15 protein-coding genes are annotated in these 19,864 nt (G+C 62.6%); 4 read left to right on the plus strand and 11 right to left on the minus strand.

The window, feature by feature from the left end:
* Positions 1–126 precede the first annotated feature (126 nt).
* On the plus strand, positions 127–780 hold the full coding sequence (locus tag P3T21_RS06975; RefSeq protein ID WP_429255200.1) for a peroxiredoxin: 654 nt from the start codon (positions 127–129) through the stop codon (positions 778–780).
* 107 nt (positions 781–887) lie between these two features.
* On the opposite strand, the gene P3T21_RS06980 is transcribed toward P3T21_RS06975, so the two are convergent.
* The 4 genes from P3T21_RS06980 to P3T21_RS06995 form a co-directional block, all read right to left on the minus strand.
* A complete protein-coding gene (locus P3T21_RS06980) occupies positions 888–3,932 on the minus strand; it encodes an FAD-binding and (Fe-S)-binding domain-containing protein (RefSeq protein WP_429255201.1) in 3,045 nt (1,014 codons plus the stop codon).
* A 20-nt stretch (positions 3,933–3,952) separates the two neighbouring features.
* A complete protein-coding gene (locus tag P3T21_RS06985) occupies positions 3,953–4,711 on the minus strand; it encodes a 2-keto-4-pentenoate hydratase (RefSeq protein WP_429255202.1) in 759 nt (252 codons plus the stop codon).
* A 5-nt stretch (positions 4,712–4,716) separates the two neighbouring features.
* The gene (locus tag P3T21_RS06990) at positions 4,717–6,003 is read right to left on the minus strand and encodes an MFS transporter (protein WP_429255203.1); all 1,287 of its coding nucleotides are present in this window, start codon (positions 6,001–6,003) and stop codon (positions 4,717–4,719) included.
* 158 nt (positions 6,004–6,161) lie between these two features.
* Positions 6,162–7,385 carry a pyridoxal-phosphate-dependent aminotransferase family protein gene (locus P3T21_RS06995; RefSeq protein WP_429255204.1) on the minus strand — a complete coding sequence of 408 codons (1,224 nt, stop codon included), beginning with the start codon at positions 7,383–7,385 and terminating at the stop codon, positions 6,162–6,164.
* Between the two features lie 149 nt (positions 7,386–7,534).
* Between P3T21_RS06995 and P3T21_RS07000 the strand changes: the two genes are divergently transcribed.
* Complete coding sequence (locus P3T21_RS07000) at positions 7,535–8,233, plus strand: GntR family transcriptional regulator (protein WP_429255205.1); 699 nt, start codon at positions 7,535–7,537, stop codon at positions 8,231–8,233.
* A gap of 84 nt (positions 8,234–8,317) precedes the next feature.
* On the opposite strand, the gene P3T21_RS07005 is transcribed toward P3T21_RS07000, so the two are convergent.
* The 4 genes from P3T21_RS07005 to P3T21_RS07020 all read right to left on the minus strand — a co-directional run bounded on the left by P3T21_RS07005 (position 8,318) and on the right by P3T21_RS07020 (position 13,921).
* Complete coding sequence (locus P3T21_RS07005; protein ID WP_429255206.1) at positions 8,318–9,769, minus strand: cytochrome-c peroxidase; 1,452 nt, start codon at positions 9,767–9,769, stop codon at positions 8,318–8,320.
* 93 nt (positions 9,770–9,862) lie between these two features.
* Positions 9,863–11,551 (minus strand): phospholipase C, encoded by a 1,689-nt coding sequence (locus P3T21_RS07010; protein ID WP_429255207.1) that lies wholly within the window; start codon positions 11,549–11,551, stop codon positions 9,863–9,865.
* Positions 11,552–11,950: 399 nt separating this feature from the next.
* Positions 11,951–13,156: a sodium/glutamate symporter gene (gene gltS, locus P3T21_RS07015; protein ID WP_429255561.1), complete on the minus strand. Its 1,206-nt coding sequence runs from the start codon at positions 13,154–13,156 to the stop codon at positions 11,951–11,953.
* A gap of 138 nt (positions 13,157–13,294) precedes the next feature.
* A complete protein-coding gene (locus P3T21_RS07020; protein ID WP_429255208.1) occupies positions 13,295–13,921 on the minus strand; it encodes an MlaC/ttg2D family ABC transporter substrate-binding protein in 627 nt (208 codons plus the stop codon).
* Positions 13,922–14,272: 351 nt separating this feature from the next.
* Here P3T21_RS07020 and P3T21_RS07025 point away from each other — a divergent pair, with 351 nt between their 5' ends.
* Positions 14,273–16,786 (plus strand): hypothetical protein, encoded by a 2,514-nt coding sequence (locus tag P3T21_RS07025; RefSeq protein WP_429255209.1) that lies wholly within the window; start codon positions 14,273–14,275, stop codon positions 16,784–16,786.
* 119 nt (positions 16,787–16,905) lie between these two features.
* Positions 16,906–17,610, plus strand: a complete 705-nt coding sequence (locus P3T21_RS07030; protein WP_429255210.1) for a potassium channel family protein — start codon at positions 16,906–16,908, stop codon at positions 17,608–17,610.
* Positions 17,611–17,655: 45 nt separating this feature from the next.
* Here P3T21_RS07030 and P3T21_RS07035 read toward each other — a convergent pair whose 3' ends face one another.
* The 3 genes from P3T21_RS07035 to P3T21_RS07045 all read right to left on the minus strand — a co-directional run bounded on the left by P3T21_RS07035 (position 17,656) and on the right by P3T21_RS07045 (position 19,842).
* Entirely contained in the window at positions 17,656–18,054 is a 399-nt protein-coding gene (locus P3T21_RS07035; protein ID WP_429255211.1) for a hypothetical protein, read from the minus strand.
* Between the two features lie 67 nt (positions 18,055–18,121).
* A complete protein-coding gene (locus P3T21_RS07040) occupies positions 18,122–18,601 on the minus strand; it encodes a glycine zipper family protein (protein ID WP_429255212.1) in 480 nt (159 codons plus the stop codon).
* Positions 18,602–18,669: 68 nt separating this feature from the next.
* Positions 18,670–19,842 carry a monovalent cation:proton antiporter-2 (CPA2) family protein gene (locus tag P3T21_RS07045; protein WP_429255213.1) on the minus strand — a complete coding sequence of 391 codons (1,173 nt, stop codon included), beginning with the start codon at positions 19,840–19,842 and terminating at the stop codon, positions 18,670–18,672.
* Positions 19,843–19,864 lie beyond the last annotated feature (22 nt).

The following is a 19,864-nucleotide window of genomic DNA, read 5'->3' on the forward strand; positions in this document are numbered from 1 at the left end:
GTTCAACGAGCCGGAGGTTGATCCCGAGTCAAACCAATCACCTGACTAAACACCCAGGCAGCCCGGGGGCCGTCGCTCCGACAGCGGCACTAGTACCCTGGTGCACCCGCACTATGGAGAATGATGATGTCGATTCGACTAGGAGAAGAAGCTCCGGATTTCACCGCCGAAACCACCGAAGGGACGATCCGTTTTCACGAATGGATAGGCGACCATTGGGCGATCCTGTTTTCGCATCCGAAGGATTTCACCCCCGTTTGCACCACGGAACTCGGATACATGGCGGGCCTGAAGCCAGAATTCGATAAGCGCAACACGAAAATTATCGGGCTCAGCATCGATCCCGTCAGCGACCACGAGAAGTGGGTCAAGGATATCGAAGAGACGCAGGGCCACGCGATCAGCTACCCGCTGATCGGCGACCCGGACCTGACGGTCGCGAAGCTCTACGACATGATTCACCCTGAGGCGAGCGGCGGCCCGCGCACCGCGGTGGACAACGCGACCGTACGCTCCGTGTTTCTCATCGGGCCGGACAAGAAAGTCAAAGCCACGCTCGTCTATCCGATGAGCGCCGGCCGCAATTTCGACGAAGTGTTGCGTCTGCTCGATGCGCTGCAGCTCAACGCGAAACACACGGTGGCGACGCCGGTGAACTGGAAACCGGGTGAAGACGTGATCATTCCAACATCCGTTTCCGACGATGCTGCGATGCAAAAATATCCGCAGGGTTTCAAAACCGTGAAGCCTTACCTGCGGTACGTTGCGCAACCGAAGTGAAGCGCTCATTGCCTGGAGCGGCGGGCGCCGGACAGTTCGAAGTCCGGCGCCCGACGTGAGTCCGGGTGCCTCCAGGCTAACACCGAAGTTGCACAACAGACGGGCACTTAAGATCCGGCATCAAGTGCGAGGGCCAGCACACGCGCCACATGCAGTGCATCCGCCTGCGCGCCGTCGCGTATCTGATGGCGGCAACTGGTGCCGTCTGCGACGACAAGATCTCCTTGTGCTGCCTGCCGCACGGCGGGCAGGAGCGACAGCTCCGCCATCGCCTTAGACGCCGCGTAGTGCTCCCTCTCGTAACCGAAGCTGCCCGCCATCCCGCAGCAGGACGACTCGATCGTCTTCACATCCAGCCCCGGGATCCAGCTGAGCACGGTCTGCACGGGGCGAAACGCGTCGAACGCCTTTTGATGACAGTGGCCGTGAACCCACGCGCGCGGGGCATCGAGCGCACGCAGCGGAAGGTCTAACCGCCCCGCCGCTTTCTCACGCACGAGAAACTCCTCGAACAGGAAGGCGGACTCCGAGAGCTGACGGGCCTCGTCGCCGTAGCCGTATTGCAGGAATTCGTCACGCATCGACAGCAGACACGACGGCTCCAGCCCGACCACCGCGACCCCGCGCTCGACGAACGGCATCAGCGTATCCAGAAGACGCCGCGCTTCGTGCTTCGCTTCGTCGACGAGGCCCGCCGCGAGGAACGTGCGTCCACAACATACGGGCCGCTCGCCCGCTCGCGTGTTGAAGTGAACGGTATAGCCCGCGGCTTCCAGCACTGTCTGCGCGGCACGGGCGTTCTCCGGCTCCATGTGGTCATTGAAGGTATCGACGAACAGAAGCACTTCCTTTGTAGCGGATGCGCCGGATGCACCAGATGCGCCTGGTCGACGGGTCACCGCATTCGACAGGAAAGACGTCCGAAAACGCGGCAACGACCGCTCGGAAGCGAAACCGAGCGCGCGTTTCATCCAGCCGGAAAGCACGGGAATTTTTTCGGTGGCGGCGATCAACGCGCCGACGCGTGCGGCATACGGCGCATAGCGTGGCATGAACGCGACCAGCCTCTCGCGCAACGGGGTGCCATGACGCTTCGTCCACGCCGCGCGCGCCTCGATCTTGAACTTCGCCATGTCGACGCCTGTCGGGCAGTCGCGTTTGCAACCCTTGCACGATACGCACAGGTCGAGCGTTTCCTTGACCTCGCGGCTTGCGAGCCCTTCTTCGCCGAGCTGCCCGGAGATCGCGAGGCGCAGGGTGTTGGCGCGTCCCCGCGTGACATGCTGTTCGTCCTTCGACACGCGATAGCTCGGGCACATGGTGCCGGCGTCGAACTTCCGGCAGTGGCCATTGTTGTTGCACATCTCGACAGCCTTGGCGAGGCCGCCGCTCAGGTCGTCGCCTGTGCCCGGCGCTGTCTCGACGCCGGTAAGCGGATCGCGCTTCACGTTCCATGCGGACCAGTCGAGCGACGGCGTGAACGCCTTCTCGCGATAGCCCGGTGCGAAGCGAAAATTGCGCGCGTCGTCCATCTTTGGAGGACGTACGATCTTGTCCGGATTAAAGCGGTTTTCCGGATCGAAAAGCTGCTTGATCTCGCTGAACGCCTGATTGATGCGCGGCCCGTACTGCCACGCAACCCATTCGCCACGGCACAGCCCGTCACCGTGTTCGCCCGAATACGCGCCCTTGTACTCGCGCACGAGTTCGGCCGCCTGTTCCGCGATCGCACGCATCTTCACGCCGCCGTCGCGACGCATATCCAGAATCGGTCGCACATGCAGCGTTCCGACGCTCGCGTGCGCATACCAGGTGCCTTCGGTGCCGTGCTCGTGGAACATCCCGGTCAGGTGCTCCGTGTATTCGGCGAGATGTTCGAGAGGCACGGCGCAGTCCTCGATGAACGACACCGGCTTGCCGTCGCCCTTCATGCTCATCATGATGTTGAGGCCCGCCTTGCGCACTTCCCACAGCGCCTTCTGCTCGCCTGCATCGGGCATCTTCACGACCGAGCCGGACAGACCGAGGTCGCTCATCAGTTCATCGAGTTCCGCGAGGCGCTGGAACTGCGTGGCGCCATCGTCGCCGGCGAACTCCACGAGCAGAATCGCCGCGGGCTTGCCGACCAGCGCTTTCTCGATGACCGGTCGAAAGGCAGGATTCGACAGCGACAGTTCAATCATCGTACTGTCGACAAGCTCGACGGCCGTGGGACGCAACCTGACGATGTGTTGCGCAAGGTCCATTGCCTGATAGAACGTCGGGAAGTTCACTACGCCAAGCGCCTTGTGCGCAGGCAACGGCACGAGCTTGAGCGTCAATTGCCGGCTGAATGCGAGCGTGCCCTCCGACCCGACCAGCAGATGCGCAAGATTGGCCAAGCCGTCGTCGGTATAGGCGCGCGGATTCTGACAGTCGAACAGGTCAATGTTGTAGCCGGCCACGCGCCGCAGCACCTTCGGCACGCGCTCCGCGATTTCGCTGCGCTCACGCGTCGCAATGTGACGCACGCCGTCGATGATCCCGTTGAGCCGCATGCCCTGCGCGGGCAGCCTCAGGGACTCGAAGCGCGCTTCGCTGCCATCGGCCAGCACGGCGTCGATCGACACCACGTTGTGGACCATGTTGCCGTATTCGATCGAACGCGAGCCGCACGAGTTGTTGCCCGCCATGCCGCCGATCGTGCATTGCGCAGCCGTCGAAACGTCCACCGGAAACCAGAGGCCGTGCGGCTTCAGCCATGCGTTCAGGTGATCGAGCACGACACCCGGCTCGACCGTCACGGTGCGCGCATCGGCATCGAACTCGACAATGTTGTTCAGCCACTTGCTCGTGTCGACGACGAGCGCCTCGCCCACCGTCTGCCCGCACTGGCTCGTGCCCGCGCCGCGCGCGAGGAGCGGAGCGCCCTCGCCCCGTGCGATTTCGAGTGCGGCGCGCAGGTCGTCCTGGTCGCGCGGCACCACAACGCCGATCGGCATGATCTGGTAAATCGACGCGTCCGTCGCGTAGCGTCCGCGGCTCGCGTTGTCGAAGAAGACATCGCCGCGCAGGGCTTCGCGCAGGCGGCGGGCGAGCGGCGAGACATGGCGCGCCGCTGACGGCACAAGATGAACCGGTTTGACGAGCAGTCCGGCGCTGGGATGGGTCATTTCGGCAAACCTGTTCGAGACTACGACAACACAAGGTGAACGGCGGGCAGTCCATCGATCTCGCCGCGGGCAACGCCCGCAGCGGACGGGAACACCATGCCGGTGTACGAGCCAGTCGTGACGATCATGTCCGGCGTCACGGCGATCGCGCGATGACACGTGCAGTGATTGACGAGCCATGGCAGGAGGCGCCGCGGATCGCCGGCGGGATTCGTCACCGCCTGCGCGGCGATGTTCGCGTGATCGAAAGTGAATTGCAGCGCGGGCGACACGAATGGGAAGTCCGCGCGATACGCCACTTCTTCGCCGACGATCAGCGCGCCGTGGTTCTGCAGGTCCGCGAGTTGCGCGAGCTTGTCGACATCGGGCCAGGCCGCGTGACGGCTCGCGACGATCTCGACGGCCGCCGCCATCGACTGGATCGCGCCCATCACCTCGCCGTCCGACCAGGGCTCGTGGCGCGGCTCGAAAGTACGGCCGAATCTGAACGCAATTTCGAGTTCCAGACCGAGCGGCGCGTAGTCCCTGCGTGCAACACGCGCCCCGTTCGCGAGACACGCCTCGGCCGGCAGAGGCGCGCCCTGGATCGGGCCGGCAGGCGACTTCGCGCCGACCTTCCAGCCGCCGATCTGCCCGCCGCGCTGCGCGATGATTTCGTGCTGGATCGCATAGGCGGCGTTTGCATCGGCGGGAATGCGTTCCGCCGGCAGGCTTTCGAGCACGGTCCGGTCGCTCCACGCCTGAGCGAGACTGCGGCTGATCGCAGAATAGCTGGCCATACCGCTCACACTCCGAGATGCGAAACGGCATGCTCGCGCTGCGTCTCGCCGGTTTCGAATCTGCTTTCGGGCTGCATGCGAAACGCGAGCACCACGCCGACCGCCATCAGCGCCATGCTGCCGACAAACGGCAACTCCCAGTTGCCGAACCGGTCGATGAGGAACCCGGACAGCACCGGCGAGATGATCGCGGCGAGCGCCGAACCCGTGTTCATCATTCCGCTCGCCGTGCCCGAGCATTGCGGGGCAATGTCCATCGGAATGGCCCACATCGGCCCGATCGTCATTTCGGCGAAAAAGAATCCAGCGGAGAGACACGTCATCGAGACATACAGGTTGTGCGTGAACATCAGCGGAACGAGCGACGCCAGCGTGAGCAGCATGCAGACCGAGACCATCCTGCTTCGTGCCCACTTCAGGCTTCGCGTGCGCACGAGAAGCCTGTCGGTCACGATGCCGCCGAGCGTATCGCCCACCACGCCCGCAAAGAACACAGCAGAGGCAAAGAGCGCCGATTTCTTCAGGTCGAGGTGGTAGCTGTGCAGGAAGTACTGTGGAATCCAGCTGAGAAACAGCCAGAGCGTCCAGCCATAGCAGAAGTAGACGATCGTCACCGGCGCCATGCGTTTGAAGAGAGGCATCCACGGAACACTGGCGACCTTCGGCTTCGGCGAAGGAAGGGTCGCGAGTTCGTCCGCAGTGATGCGCGGATGGTCCTTCGGATGCTCCGTGAAAGTGAGCCACCAGACCGCGACCCAGATCAGGCTGATCGCGCCGCAGATGTAAAACGACTCGCGCCATCCCCAGGTCGCCATCACGAGGACGATCGCACCGGGCGCGACCGCGTTGCCGATGCGTGCAGCGGCATGTGTGATGCCCTGCGCGAAGCCTCGCTTCTCTTTGGCGATCCAGCGCGACATCGCGGCGGTCGTCGCTGGAAACGTCGCGCCCTCGCCGAGTCCTAGCAACACACGCGCTGCCAGCAGCGAAGCGAGGCCGCCCGCAAAGCCGGTCAACAGCGTGGCAACGGCCCACAGTGCCCCACAGAAGAGAAGCGTTCGTCTCGCGCCGAAGCGGTCGCTCACCCATCCGCCGATCACCTGAAACAGCAGGTACGGATACGCGAACGCCGAGAACACCAGTCCGATCTGCGTGTTCGACAGACTGAATTCCTTGCCGAAACCTGCCGCTGCCGTGCTGACGTTCACGCGGTCGAGGTAGGTGATGAAGTACATGATGCACAGCATGATTAGAACGATGCTTGTCGCGCTGGTAATACGAAACCGTTTCATCGTCTGTCTCCGTTGCTTTCGTGTTCCGGCTCGCGTGCCGTGAGCGCAGGCTCATGAATGGCGCGCTGGCGCGGATGGGCTCTGTGCGTGATTCGCGTGATTCGTTCGTGCCCGGCTGGGCGTGACGGCCAGGCGGTCACGCGGACCGCCGGGCTGGGTCAGGCCGCGGCCTTGAGCGACGCCGCGCCTTTGGCCTGTGACGTCAGCCAGGCCATCGCGTCCGGCAACCCGCTCGCCGCGAGCGGGACGCCCGCGAGTTGCAGCCCCATCTCGCAACCGGCGAGCGTCGCCATCAGCGTGAGGTCGTTGCAATCGCCAAGGTGTCCGATGCGAAACATGCGTCCTTTCATCTTGCCGAGCCCGGTTCCGAGCGACATGTCGAAGTGCTCGTAGATCACCTTGCGCACTGCATCGGCATCGATGCCTTCCGGCGTCATGACGCCGGTAAGCACCGGGCTGTACACGGAAGGGTCGTCACACTGGATCTCGAGTCCCCACGCGCGGACCGCGCGCCGGCACGCTTCGGCGAGACGTTTGTGACGTGCGAACACGTTGTCGAGCCCTTCGTCGAGAATCATGTCGAGCGCTTCGGACAGGCCATACAGCAGATTCGTGTTCGGCGTGTACGGCCAGTAGCCGGTCTTGTTCATCTCGATGATTTCGTCCCACGCCCAGAAACTGCGCGGCAGCTTCGCGGTCGCGCTCGCGGCAAGGGCCTTCTGCGATACCGCGTTGAAGCTGATGCCGGGCGGCAGCATCAAACCCTTCTGCGAACCCGACACTGTCACGTCCACGCCCCATTCGTCGTGCCGATAGTCGGCGCTCGCAAGACCCGAGATCGTATCGACGAGAAGAAGCGCGGGGTGACCCGCTGCATCGATGGCCCGGCGCACGGCGGCAATGTCCGATGTCACGCCCGTCGACGTCTCGTTGTGCACGACGCACACCGCCTTGATCGTGTGCTGCGTGTCGGCGCGCAGGCGCGCCTCGATCATGTGCGGCTGCACACCGCGCCGCCATCCCTCGATGCCCGGCAAGCCAAGAAACTCCGGCTTGAGGCTGAGGCTTTCCGCCATCTTTTTCCAGAGGGTGGCGAAATGGCCGGTCTCGAACATCAATACGGCGTCGCCCGGGCTCAGCGTATTGGAGAGCGCAGCTTCCCAGGCGCCTGTGCCTGACGCGGGATAGATCACCACCGGTTGCTGCGTCTTGAAGATCTTCCTGATGCCATCGAGCACCTTCAGACCGAGTGCGCCGAACTCCGGCCCCCGATGATCGATGGTTGGGTAGCTCATCGCGCGCAGGATGCGATCGGGCACCGGGCTCGGTCCCGGGATCTGCAGGAAATGTCGGCCAGCAGGATGAAAGTCCAGTTTGATCATTGTGCCTCTCCGATTGTATTTTGCATTCAAAAAACTATACGCGAATGAATCGAGGCACTCCAAGTCCAATTCGATCCGTGTTTACCCTGCTCTTTTATTGGGATTTCGATCCGCGCTACTATGCAAGAAAGGAATCAGGAACATTTTGTATGCAAGAACTGAACTTCGAGAGTGAGAAACGGCTGGGCTCCGTCATGCCTAAAGTCGAGCGCCAGCGTCTGCACGACACCGTGGTGGATCACCTGCGGCGGTTCATCGTCGAGGGCGTTCTGGAGCCCGGGAAGAAGCTCAATGAGCGGGAACTGTGCGAAACGCTCGGCATCTCGCGTACGCCTTTACGCGAAGCGTTGAAAGTGCTGGCCGCGGAAGGATTGATCGAGATTTCCCCGAACCGGGGTGCATCGGTGTCGAAGATGTCCGAAGCGGAGTTGCGCGAGACCTTCGAGTTGATGAGCGGGCTGGAGGCGTTCTCGGGCGAACTTGCGGCCGAGCGCATCACTGCGGCGGAGATCGCGGAGATCAAGGCGCTGCACTACGCGATGCTCGCGTGCCGCGCGCAGAATGACCTCGCCGGGTACTACAGTCGCAATCAGGCGATTCACGACAAAATCAACGAGGCGGCGCGCAACTCGGCACTGCGGCAGATGTACATCTCGGTGAATCGTCGCCTGCAGGCACTCCGGTTTCGGTCCAACTTCCAGATTCCGAAGTGGGATCGTGCGATTCACGATCATGAGGAAATGCTCGAGGCACTCGACGCGCGCGACGGCAAGCGTCTTGCCGCCATCTTGCGCCACCACTTGCTGGAAAAGCGCGACGCCGTGCTTGGTCTTGCTTCGATGACCTGAGCGACCCGCGCTGATTTCGACGCCCGAAACCGTTGGGGCGGGCCAGGCTTCCCCTTCTTGCTGGTCGGCGCCGGCCCACTGCTGTCAGTGACCGTCCACCTTGTAGCCGTCGTCGAGCGTCTTCATGAACGCGATGATGTCGTCGATTTCGCTGTCGGTCATCGCGGGCGGGTCGCCGGCCTTGCGGTCGAACGGCGCGTCGGCCACGTCGATATTCGCCTGATATTTCGCGGGGATATCGTCGTACTTCATGACCTTGCCCGACGCGTCGCGCGGATAGATCTTCTCCGGGCTCGTGTTGCGCAGGTTGTAGAAGTTCATGACCTGCTTCAGGTCGTGATAGACACCGTTGTGAAAGAACACGTGACGTGAAGCGGCATTACGCAGTGTCGGCGTGAGGAACATGCCGCAGTACTGCGTCTGCGTCGCGATGTCGTGCCGGAACGGGCCGCATACGCCCATGTCATAGAACTTCGGATCCCTGTTGACCGGCAGCGCGTTGTTGCGTGGCACGCCGAGCGCTTCGTACTGCTGGTCGGTGAAGAGCGGCGGCAGGCCGTCGCGGCTCACCTGGCTCACGTGACAGCCCGCGCAGTTCGCCTTGTCCTTGTCGTTGAACAGATGCAAACCGCGCAATTCGGCTTGCGTCAGATGCGCGCGTCCTTCGAGCCAGTAGTCATACTTGCTGCTGAACGCGTGGAACGACGGGTCTTCGACCTGGTAGCGGCCGATCGCGAACATCGCTTCCGACGCGAGCAGATCCGGATGATCGAACACCGCATTGCCGAACAGTTTGCTGAACGCATCGCGGTACTTGCTGGTCGAGAGTTTCTGCACCACTTCGCCAACGTTCTTATTGGCCATTTCGACCGGGTTCAACAGCGGCCCGATCGCCTGGCGTTGCAGCGAATCCGCGCGGCCATCCCAGAACAAACCGCCTTGCGGCACCATCGCAGGCGCTGCAGGCGCCGCGCCCGCGGTCTTCACCGCGCGCTGCACGCCCTGTGCGGCCGCGGCAGCCTGATCGAGATTCACGGCGACGTCGACATCGCCTGCGTCCGGCCCGATGCTGAACGGCGCCTGACGATACAGGTACGTGAGCGACGGCGGCGGCCGATAGCCGGCGTCCGTCAGATGCGGACCGCCGAGCTGCACCGACAGGTCATTCGGCGGCCCATACGCGTGTTGCGCGCTGTGACACGACGCGCACGACTGCTTGCCCGACGCCGACAGCGACGGGTCATTGAACAGTTCGCGTCCAAGCAGCGCGACAGCGCTGAGCGGCGCTGCGTCGGGCCGCACAAGATGGACCGGATGCGCATTCGCACCGGTGAGGTCTTCGACGAACTGGCCCACGGCCTCCGGCATGCGCTCGGGATACACGAGCGCGTAGCCGGCAACGGCGGCAAGGGCGATCACGACGCCAGGTATGACCCACGCGAGCACACGTGTGAACGCGCGACGGGCAGCGCGAGGATCGGGTTTTTTGCCGGCCGGCATCGGCGGCGGAAGCGCGACATTCGTACGAAGGGTCATGGCGATAGCGATGAAGAACGCGGAACACGAACAAACGTGTCGAGCCAGCATGAAGCTGGCTCGACACGGGTCACGACTGCAACGAACTGAGGCCTAGATCTGCGGCGGAGCCGAGAGCTTTGTGCCCAGGTTCTGGTCGAGATACAGCGTCGGCGTGCTGCCGCCGTTCGTGAAGTCGAACAGGCCCATGATGCTGCCCGCTGCTGCATCGTTCGAACCGCCGCCAAGGCGTTGACCGCCGAGCCAGTTGTCCTCGATGAAGCGCACGACCGACGATTGCGTGAGGCGCGTGTCATCCACGAAATTGACCCTCGCATACGGCGACACCACGACGAACGGGATACGCGTGCCCGGGCCGCAACGGCCGTTGATCGCGAGACCAGCCGGGCTGAGGCCCTGCGGCGTCGTGCCCGCCGTGCCGCACGTCGCGGCGCCGTTCAGCTGGTCGGCGGCGTCGAATGAAGCCGTCGTCGGTGCTGCATAACGGTGGTCGTACCAGCCGTCCGAATCGTCATACGTCAGGATGACGGCCGTGTTCTTCCAGTCCGGCTGTTGCTGCAGGAAGTTGATGACCTTCGTGTAGAACGCCTGTTCGTCGAGCGGATCCGAATTGCCCGGGTGACCATCCTGCACAGCCGGCGCCTTCAGGTAGCTCACCGACGGATAGTTGCCCGACTTCACCGCTGCGAAGAAATCGTTGACGTCGTATTCGTGGTGAACCGGCGTCGCCGTGCTGTCGAGCGGATCGGTGAAACCGACCGTGGCGAGCGAAGTCGGACGCGTGTGCGCCGGGTTGGCCGTCGTCGGGAAATACTGGAACCAGTTGTGGTGCGGGCTGTAATCCTTCGGCGACGAAGCGAGCACCGACGAGAACGTCGTGCGCGTGCAGCCCGTCGTGCCGTTCGGATTCGTTGCCGTCAGGTCGAAGCCGCCCATGAAGCCGCCCCATGTCAGGCCCTTCGCGCTCAGCAGGTCGCCGATATTCTTGTTCGCCGCCGACATCTTGCCAGTCGTCGCGCCCGAGCAGATATCGCCCGTCGGATCCGGATCGCCCGTGATCGTGAAGCCGCCCTGCCCGTCGGAGATCATGCTGCCTGCCACCGCGACGCCGCCGCTCGGGATCACACCGTTCGTCTGACCGGAGACCACGTGAATCGCACCCGGCGTCGACGGACCGAACGTGTCCGTGTAGGTGTTGGTGTTCATCGCGAAGTTCTGTGCGTAGTTCCACATGGCCGTGACGGTGTTGCCGTCGTAGTAGCCCATCACGAGACCCGGCGTGCCGAATACGCCCGTGCTGCTGACCGTGTTGTTACCCGTGAATTCCGGGAACAGGTCCATCTGGCCGTTGTCGTAGGCCTGCTGTTCAGCCGTGTATGCGTGGTTCTGGCCTTCGGTGTTGGCCTGCGTGCGATCGAGACGGAACGGGTTAGACGCGTTCGCGCCGTTACCGGCTGCCGTCTTGTTCGGGTTCGACGTCAGGAGGGCCGGGGTCAGTCCGTTGATCGACGTCGGCGTGCTGGCTGATGGGTTGAACGCAGGTTCGCCGGCCGGGTTGATCGCGTTCGGGTAAGTCGCGAAGTAGTGATCGAACGAACGGTTCTCACCGAAGATCACCACCAGATGCTTGATCGGCGTGGCCGTCGCAGCTGCGTCCTGCGCCGACACAGCGACGACCGGCGCAGGCGTCGATGCAGACTTGTTGTCGTTGCTGCTTCCGCACGCGGACAGCGCAAGCATCAGCGCCGCAAACGGAATGGGTAAAAGGGCTCTACGGAACATTTCTCGGGGCTCCAGGTTCGCAGTTCAGCGCTCCCGTCAGTTGCGCATGGAGGACGCTGGCGTTGTTGTTTGAAATGTAGCGGTTGCGACATACCACTTGAAACAGCGCGAATTGGACCATTCCAGTGTTATCGTTTCGCGGCGCGTCGCTTGCTAAAAGCCTGTTGTTTTATTCGTTTAGCTTTCGGTGTGGTTGACGCTGGTTCGGTGGCGTCTGCTGCGCGTGAACCAGGGAGACAGTCATGGGCGAGCCGGCCCGTCGTCCATCGTCCATCGTGTACTGCGGTCCTGCTCTACGAGGACACGTTCGCCGCGTTCGAACTGCACGAAAACGCGTTCGCCTGAGCGCGCACGAAGATCGTCACCGATAGCGAGGGCCGCCCCGGCGACCGATGCGCTTCACCCGTAAATGGGCAGCAGCAGGAACAACTTGATGACGATCGCGTTTGCAATGTCGATAAAGAACGCGCCCACCATCGGCACCACCAGGAAGGCGATGTGCGAAGGGCCAAAGCGGCCTGTAATAGCCTGCATGTTGGCGATCGCAGTCGGCGTGGCCCCGAGGCCGAACCCACAGTGCCCGGCGGCCAGTACTGCCGCGTCATAGCCGCGCCCCATGACCCGGAACGTGACAAAAATGGAGTAGACAGCCATCGCGATCGCCTGCACGACGAGAATTGCCAGAAGCGGCAGTGCAAGCGAAGCCAGGTCCCCGAGGCGCAGGCTCATCAGCGCGATCCCGAGAAAGAGCCCCAGGCTGACATTGCCGAGCAGTGACACTTCGCGCTCGAGGACCTGATACCAGCCGGGTACGGCCAGGCCATTGCGCAGCACGACGCCGACGAACAGTACGCACACGAACGACGGTAGTTCGAACGCTGTGCCCGCCAGCCGCGACGCGATGGCCGAGCCGACAGCGAGGCAAACGGCAATCAGCGCCACTGTTTCGATCACGGCGTCCGCCGTGATCATCCGGACAGCCTTGGGTTGCTCGAAACCGGTCGTGTCCACGACCTCAGAGACTTCCGGTTTGGGGGTAAGGGAATAGCGTGTGATCAGGAAGCGCGCAACCGGGCCGCCGATCAGGCCTCCAAGGATCAGGCCGAACGTGGCACACGCAATCGCAATCTCCGTCGCGGATGCGAGCCCGTGACGCTCCGAGAAAACCTTGGCCCACGCTGCACCCGTGCCATGACCGCCGGAGAGCGTTACCGACGCGCCGAGCAGACCGAGCAGGTAATCCTGCCCCAGCGCCCAGGCGAGACCGAGACCGAGTGCATCCTGCATCACAAGCAGGCCGACCACGACGCCGAGAAAGACGATCAGGGTACGTCCGCCCGCTTTGAGCCCTGCGAGATCGGCGTTAAGACCGATGGTCGCGAAGAAAGTGAGCATCAGCGGCGTCTGGATTGCCGTATCGAAACGCACGTCGATTTGCAAAATCGTGCGCAGCGCAAACACCAGCACGGCGACGAGCAGCCCGCCGACAACCGGCTCGGGGATGCTGTAAGCCCGCAGTATCGCTGCCCGTGCGAGGATCTGCCGCCCGATGAGAAGAACGAGGGAAGCGGCCATCAGCGTTTCCGGCGTGTCGAGGTTCACGATGTTCTTCTCCAGCTGGGAGAGCGATCTGTCAGCCCGGTGTGACAGAGGCCGTAGAGGAATGATCCGGCGCGAATCACACGTCTTTTATCTATTCGCACGCAGGCAGGAAGCCCAACGTTCAGGTCACGCGGCCCTCGCCTACCCACCCGTCGTGATCTGCTGGTTTCGCTGCGTCAGGAAGTCAAGCAGACCATCCACGCCGTGCTGTGCGATCTGGTCAGCGAACTGCTGCTTGTACACCTGAATAAGCCATACACCGAGTATGTTGAGGTCATACACGCGCCATCCATTCGGCGTCTTGTACAGGCGATAGTCGAGTTCAATTGTCTTGTCGTTATTGACGACCGAAGAACGCACAATCACGTCCGTATCAGTGGGCGACGAGCGGAACGGCTGATAGGTCATCTGCTGGTCGCGTACTTGCGCGAGTGCCCCTGAATAGGTATGGATCAGCAGCAGTTTGAACTGCTCGGTGATCTGCTGCTGTTGCTGCGGCGTCGCCGAGGCCCAGTAGCGGCCCATGACCAGACGCGTCGTGCGGTTGAAGTCGATGTAGGGAAGAATCTTCTGGTTGACGAGTTCGGTAATGCGAGTCAGGTTGCCCGCCTGAATCTCCTTGTCGGATTTGATCTCGGTGAGCACCTGCTGCGTGACCATTCTGATCATGCCGTCAGGCGAGTTCACGTCCTCCGCTTGACCCGCCGCCAACCCGCAGAAACTGACAAGCATCGCAATGAAGGAAAACCTGAGCAGATTATTTAGCATGTCCGCGCCGTCGTAAGAATAGAGGATCCAGGGACTGGATATTCAGGGTCTAACTAACATTGAGCATAGTTCACGAACGCCCTGAATTCACCCGGCTCGCGTGCGTCTGGGCGTTTGCATGTCTTTCCCTCTGGCAACGCCCGACCAGCGGCCGCACGATCGCGGCGCAGCACACGCGATTAGACCAAGGTCCAATTGAATACGCGCTGTGATGAACCTACTGTTCTGGTGGGCATGACTGACGACGACTGCGACCGGGCCGCCAGGATCCGTAGTCCGGGTCCGCAAATCTGCCTTTGTCCATCGCTCCGGTTGCGCGCCGAAAACGTCTGAGACCGGCCTGGAGCAAACATGGCGACATCGAAGCTTCCCATCCGTGCATTGGCGCTGGCACTGGCATTCCCGTTGATGCAGACAGGCCTTGCCGCCACTCAAGACCCCGGCTGGCCACGCGAACTGACGAAGGACGACGCTCGTGTCGTCTATTACCAGCCACAGATCGACGACTGGAAAGACTTCAAGGAACTCACCGGCCGGATGGCGATCAGCGTGACCCAGCACGGCGGCAAACCGCAGGTTGGCGTAATCGCGTTCCAGATGCACACCGACGTGGATATCGACAGCCGGAACGTCCTGTTGAGTGCACCGCAAATCATCAGCACTGCGTTCCCCGACACCGACCCGCCGACCAGTCAGAAGCTCGATCAACTGGTTCGAAAATTCCTCAACCCGCAGGCGTCGCTGACGATCTCGATGGACCGCCTCGCGGCAAGCGTCGATAAAAAGGATACGTCGCCGGTCGCGGCCATCAAGAGCGACCCGCCGGCGATCTTCGTGAGTTTCGGGCCGGCGGTGCTGCTGTTTGTAGACGGTGAACCCGTGCTGGCGCCGATCCAGAATTCAGATCTGCAATTCGTCGTCAACTCGAGCTGGCCGCTGTTCGTCGACCCCGCTCTGCACCAGTACTATTTGTTCACGGGCCAGTCATGGATGACATCGACTGACATGAAAACCGGCTGGGCTCAAACAAAAACACTCCCGCCGAAGATGACGAAGGTTTCCGCCGATCCGACCTGGACTGATCTGAAACCTTATATTCCACCGTCCTCGAAAAACGCAGGGAAGCCACCCGCTGTGTTTTTCAGCAGCACGCCCGCCGATCTGATTGTCTTCGATGGCCAGCCGGTCTATGCGGCGATCCCCGGCACCGGGCTGGTATTCGCGACGAATACGCAAAGCGATGTGTTTGTCCATACGCCGACCAAAACGTACTACTACCTGACTGCGGGCCGATGGTTTTCATCACCCAGCCCAAATGGCCCATGGACGTACGCGACCGACCACCTCCCGCCCGATTTCGCGAAGATTCCCCATGCCAGCCCCGCCTCGCGCGTCCTCGCTTCGGTACCGGGCACGCCAGAAGCGAAGGACGCCGTGCTGCTCGCACAGATTCCGACGACAGTCGAAGTGAATCCGACCGCGGCCGCCGCTGCGGTCAAGGTCGCCTACAGCGGCGACCCTGAATTTGCGCCCATTCCGGGTACGCCGATGTCCTACGCAACCAACACGCCTGACAAGGTCATCCAGGTGCAGAACCGCTACTACCTGTGCTCACAGGGCGTATGGTTCGACTCGCCGTCGCCCGCTGGCCCCTGGCAAACGACAACCGTCGTGCCCCCCGTGATTTATACGATCCCGGTGTCCTCGCCCGTCTACAACGTCACCTATGTGACCCAGCAGGTCGTGCCCGGCGGATATGTCCAGTCCAGCTATACCGCAGGCTATCTCGGCGTATTTATCGCGGGCGCGGCCATCGGCGCGATCGTTGCTCAAGGTAACGGCTATTACTATCCGCCTTATGTCGCCATAGGCCGCGGGCCGTATCCGGTCTACTACCCACGACCCATGCCGTATGGATATCGAACCTATAACCCCTATACGGGGGCAAGCGGTGTGCGCGGCGGTGTCTACGGGCCGGCCGGCAGCGCGCAATGGGGCGCGTCCTACAACCCCTATACGGGCACCTATGCACGCGGTGCGACGGCATCCGGACGATACGGCAGCGCGACTGTCGCGCAGGCCTACAACCCCTATACCGGCGCGTATGCGGCCACCCGTCAGGGATCGAACGCGTATGGTCAGTGGGGCAGTTCGGTTGTGACGAAGGGAAACCAGTGGGCGGCAACCCAGCACACGACAACCGCTAATGGCACGGTGGGCAGGTACCAGAATTCGGCGGGGGGCAAGGCGGTCGCAAGTAGCACGGCCAATGGCAAGGCCATCGCCGGCAAGACCGCGGGCGGTGACCTGTACGCCGGTCGCGATGGCAACGTGTACAAGAACACCGGCTCAGGCTGGCAGAAATACGACAACGGCTCCTGGTCCAACGTGAACAAGCCGACACCGCAGTCGTCGCAACAAAAGACGTCACCTTCGCAATCGCCGCGTACGCCCGGCACGGCAAACGCCGGCGCTACCCAGCAGAACGCCCAGAACTATCAGCAGCAGCGCTCCGCCGGGACACAGCCGGCCAGAACGCCGAACACCCAGCAAAGCGCCCAGACATACCAGCAACAGCGGCCCGCGGGGACGCAGACCGCCAATGCAGGCAACCCCGGGCAAAACGCGCAGAGCTATCAGCAGCGTACGGCACCATCGACGACTGCCACGAGGCCCGCGACCCAGCCGCAAACACCCGCCGGCGGAGCCAGCCGGCAAAGCACGCAGCCCTCCTACGGCGACCTGAACCGGGACATGCAGGGACGGCAGCAGGGCGCCGCACAGAGCCAGCGCTACGCGCAATCGGGCGGCACCCGGGTTGCAAGCGGTGGAGGCGCGAGGGGCGGTGGCGGCTTCCGTCGGTAACACGCGCGAGCAGGTGTGCGACGCACACCCGGTCCCAATGTTCAATGGCATGCGAGACCGCCCGACGGATAGATCGGCAAGGTCGGTAAGCGCCCGGATCGAAAACGACAGGAGCGACCATGGCATTCGCGCAATGGTGGCGTAACCGCGCAGCGCAGCTACGCATCGACAGCATGGCAGGTCTGCTCCTTGCGCTTGGGCTAAACGTGTTTGTCGTGCCCTTCGCGTTCGCTCACGACAGTGCCATCACGCGCGTCGCGCGAGACGTGCTTTTATCGCTGACGCTCCTGAGTGGGATCGCGGCAGTATCGAACCATCGCGGGCAACGCGTGATCGTCGCGCTGGTCGCGGGCGTTGCGATCCTGTTTCTCGGCACGGGATGGTTTCTCCCGCCCGCGTGGACGCCCGGTCTGCGTGACGAAACGGCACTCCTCGCGCAGGGCGTCCTGGGTGCGGTGATCGGGATTAACGTGTTTGCGCCAGGACGGGTGACATTCGACCGGATCCTCGGCGCGATTGCGCTTTACGTGTTGATCGGAGTGGTCTGGGCAGAAGCCTATCAACTCGTCGGCATCCACATCCCCGATGCGTACGCCGGCATTCACCAGGTCGACGCCCGACCGGATCGTGCGACATGGGTGTACTTCAGCTTTGTCACGCTCACCACCGTGGGTTATGGCGATATCACACCGATCGCTCATGCAGCGCGGTCGCTCTCGATTCTCGAAGCACTCATAGGCCAGCTCTATCCAGCTATCGTGCTTGCACGCCTGGTGTCACTTCACGTCGCGGCTGACGGGTCTGGCGACTCTCCTGTCGAGTGAAGTGATCGAAACCGATAACGCTCTCAGCCCCAACAGCCACGCAAATCAGGACGGCGTGCAGGCGCCGAACAGAATAAACACGTTTTCGTTGCTGACAAGCGTTGTCGACATCGCGCCGGTCTTCATGTCCAGCGCGATGCTCCAGCCGTAGCCCAGTTCCGTGCCCTGAAGGAGCAGTTGCCCTTCAGCCGGCTCCATATAGCGGATCTCCGTCGTGCGCTGCGGCCCCGCGATAAGCTTCTTTGCGAAATTGATGCGCATGAACTGCGGTGCGCCTAATACGCCCGGCAACGTTCGATAGCAGATATCGCCGGGCTCGCAGAAGTGCGCATCGATGGTGGCGCACAAGAGCGGCTTGGTGCCGTCGAAGTCCGCGCCGAGCGCCCACAAAGGCGTGGAGCAAACAAGGACCGCAAGCGCGGTTGCCCGTAATGTCTTCAGCATGACTGCTCCTTTTCCCTGTTGTGCAGCGGCGAGCGGACTTTTCACACACACGGCGGCCGTGTGACTGCTATTCGACTGTGTAGCCGCGCCCGGTCATGCATGCCGCCACCGCGCGGTTATATGTCGAAAGCTGGCCCGACACCTGCTGCTGCATGCCTTGCTGCTGCGAAGCCTGCATCTCCTGTTCGCGCCGCATCCGCATGCCACTTCCCATCGTGCCAACGACCGCACCAATCGCTGCACCTTCGCCCCAGTGACCGCCGGCAGCGCCGCCGATCAGCGTGCCAAACAACGCGCCACCTCCCGCGCCGCGGAATAGCCGCCCCTGCTGCGACGGCGGCGGCGGGGCGCTCGACATCTGCTCCGCCAGCGCGACAGGATTCACACCAGTGGTCTGCTGCGCCCATGCATTGCACTCTGCCGTATCGGTCTGCTGTCGTTGCGGGCTTTGTCCACGTGCGGGATAGATGATCGGCTGCGCGGCCATTGCCGCACATGCCAGCCACAAGATCGGAAAACCGATCAATACCGGAACGATTCGTTGCATGGCTCACGACCCCTTAACACTCGACAAACGACGGTGCTGCGCATTCCATTCGCGACGGCGCAAACACCTCACTTTTCAGGCAGCAATTCGCGGGGCTGCCCAAACCGGCGCTGCGCCAGCAATAGCAGCGGCGTCGATACCATCGAAAGCGCGACGACCAGCGTCACCAGTGACGACAGGCGTTCATCGATCACCCGCGCGGCCAGTGAAGCGGCCAACACGACGAAGGCAAACTCGCCGCCCTGCGAGAGCAGAATCGCAAAGTACGCACGCTCCGAAGCCGGCACGTCAAATCGGGGGGCGAGAAACCACTGCGCGATCGCCTTGATGCCGACCACGGCCATCACCAGCACCGCGACCCGTAGAGGCTCACGCATCAACACGCCAAAATCGATCGACATCCCCACCGCGATAAAGAACAGACCCAGCAGCAAGCCTTTGAACGGCGCCATATCGACTTCGATCGCGTGGCGAAACTCCGAATCGGCGAGCAGCACGCCCGCGACAAAGGCGCCTAACGACATCGACAGATGGACGCTCTCCATGAGTAGCGCTATGCCCACCACCCAGAGCAGCGCAAACGCTGTGAATATCTCCGGCGCACGGGTCGCGGAGATCAAACGCAGCGCAAGATGCAGCAGGTAGCGGCCGACCAGCACCACCGCGCCCAGCATGGCGAGCGCCTTCACCGCGACGAGCCAGCCCGGCTCCGTCGCGGGTGTGGCGCCTCCGGGTCCGAGCAGCGGAAGGAGCGCGATCAGCGGAATCGCCGCCATATCCTGGAACAGAAGAATGCCGAAGCCGGCGCGGCCTGCCGGCTTGTCCATCATGCCGCGGGCCTGAAGTTCGGCGATCACCATGGCCGTCGACGACAGCGCGAGTGCGAGTCCGCCGGTCAATGCGATACGCCAGGGTGTCCCGTAGACCAGAAAGATCGCTGTCATCACAGCAGCACAGAGCGCCATCTGCATCGCGCCGTAACCGAAGATCGTCCTGCGCATCGCCCAGAGCGTGTCGACCCGCATTTCCAGTCCGATCACGAACATCATCAACACGATGCCCAGTTCGGAAAAATGCAGGATCGAGTCGACGTCGGTCACGAGCTTCAGCACCCACGGGCCAATCATCACGCCGGCCACCAGGTAGCCCAGCACGGAGCCGAAGCCTAAACGTATCGACAGCGGCACAGCGATCAGCGCCGACACAAGAAAAATGACCACATCGATCAGCAGCTTTGCCATGCGACTTCCTCGTCGACGCAAT

It is taken from the genome of Paraburkholderia sp. GAS334 (assembly GCF_050436625.1).
GTDB lineage: Bacteria > Pseudomonadota > Gammaproteobacteria > Burkholderiales > Burkholderiaceae > Paraburkholderia.

What these genes read in the sequence shown, in the direction of transcription:
- P3T21_RS06975 (WP_429255200.1), top strand. Translation starts at nt 127, where the DNA reads ATGTCGATTCGACTAGGAGAAGAAGCTCCGGATTTCACCGCCGAAACC.
- P3T21_RS06980 (WP_429255201.1), bottom strand. Translation starts at nt 3,932, where the DNA reads ATGACCCATCCCAGCGCCGGACTGCTCGTCAAACCGGTTCATCTTGTG.
- P3T21_RS06985 (WP_429255202.1), bottom strand. Translation starts at nt 4,711, where the DNA reads ATGGCCAGCTATTCTGCGATCAGCCGCAGTCTCGCTCAGGCGTGGAGC.
- P3T21_RS06990 (WP_429255203.1), bottom strand. Translation starts at nt 6,003, where the DNA reads ATGAAACGGTTTCGTATTACCAGCGCGACAAGCATCGTTCTAATCATG.
- P3T21_RS06995 (WP_429255204.1), bottom strand. Translation starts at nt 7,385, where the DNA reads ATGATCAAACTGGACTTTCATCCTGCTGGCCGACATTTCCTGCAGATC.
- P3T21_RS07000 (WP_429255205.1), top strand. Translation starts at nt 7,535, where the DNA reads ATGCAAGAACTGAACTTCGAGAGTGAGAAACGGCTGGGCTCCGTCATG.
- P3T21_RS07005 (WP_429255206.1), bottom strand. Translation starts at nt 9,769, where the DNA reads ATGACCCTTCGTACGAATGTCGCGCTTCCGCCGCCGATGCCGGCCGGC.
- P3T21_RS07010 (WP_429255207.1), bottom strand. Translation starts at nt 11,551, where the DNA reads ATGTTCCGTAGAGCCCTTTTACCCATTCCGTTTGCGGCGCTGATGCTT.
- P3T21_RS07020 (WP_429255208.1), bottom strand. Translation starts at nt 13,921, where the DNA reads ATGCTAAATAATCTGCTCAGGTTTTCCTTCATTGCGATGCTTGTCAGT.
- P3T21_RS07025 (WP_429255209.1), top strand. Translation starts at nt 14,273, where the DNA reads ATGGCGACATCGAAGCTTCCCATCCGTGCATTGGCGCTGGCACTGGCA.
- P3T21_RS07030 (WP_429255210.1), top strand. Translation starts at nt 16,906, where the DNA reads ATGGCATTCGCGCAATGGTGGCGTAACCGCGCAGCGCAGCTACGCATC.
- P3T21_RS07035 (WP_429255211.1), bottom strand. Translation starts at nt 18,054, where the DNA reads ATGCTGAAGACATTACGGGCAACCGCGCTTGCGGTCCTTGTTTGCTCC.
- P3T21_RS07040 (WP_429255212.1), bottom strand. Translation starts at nt 18,601, where the DNA reads ATGCAACGAATCGTTCCGGTATTGATCGGTTTTCCGATCTTGTGGCTG.
- P3T21_RS07045 (WP_429255213.1), bottom strand. Translation starts at nt 19,842, where the DNA reads ATGGCAAAGCTGCTGATCGATGTGGTCATTTTTCTTGTGTCGGCGCTG.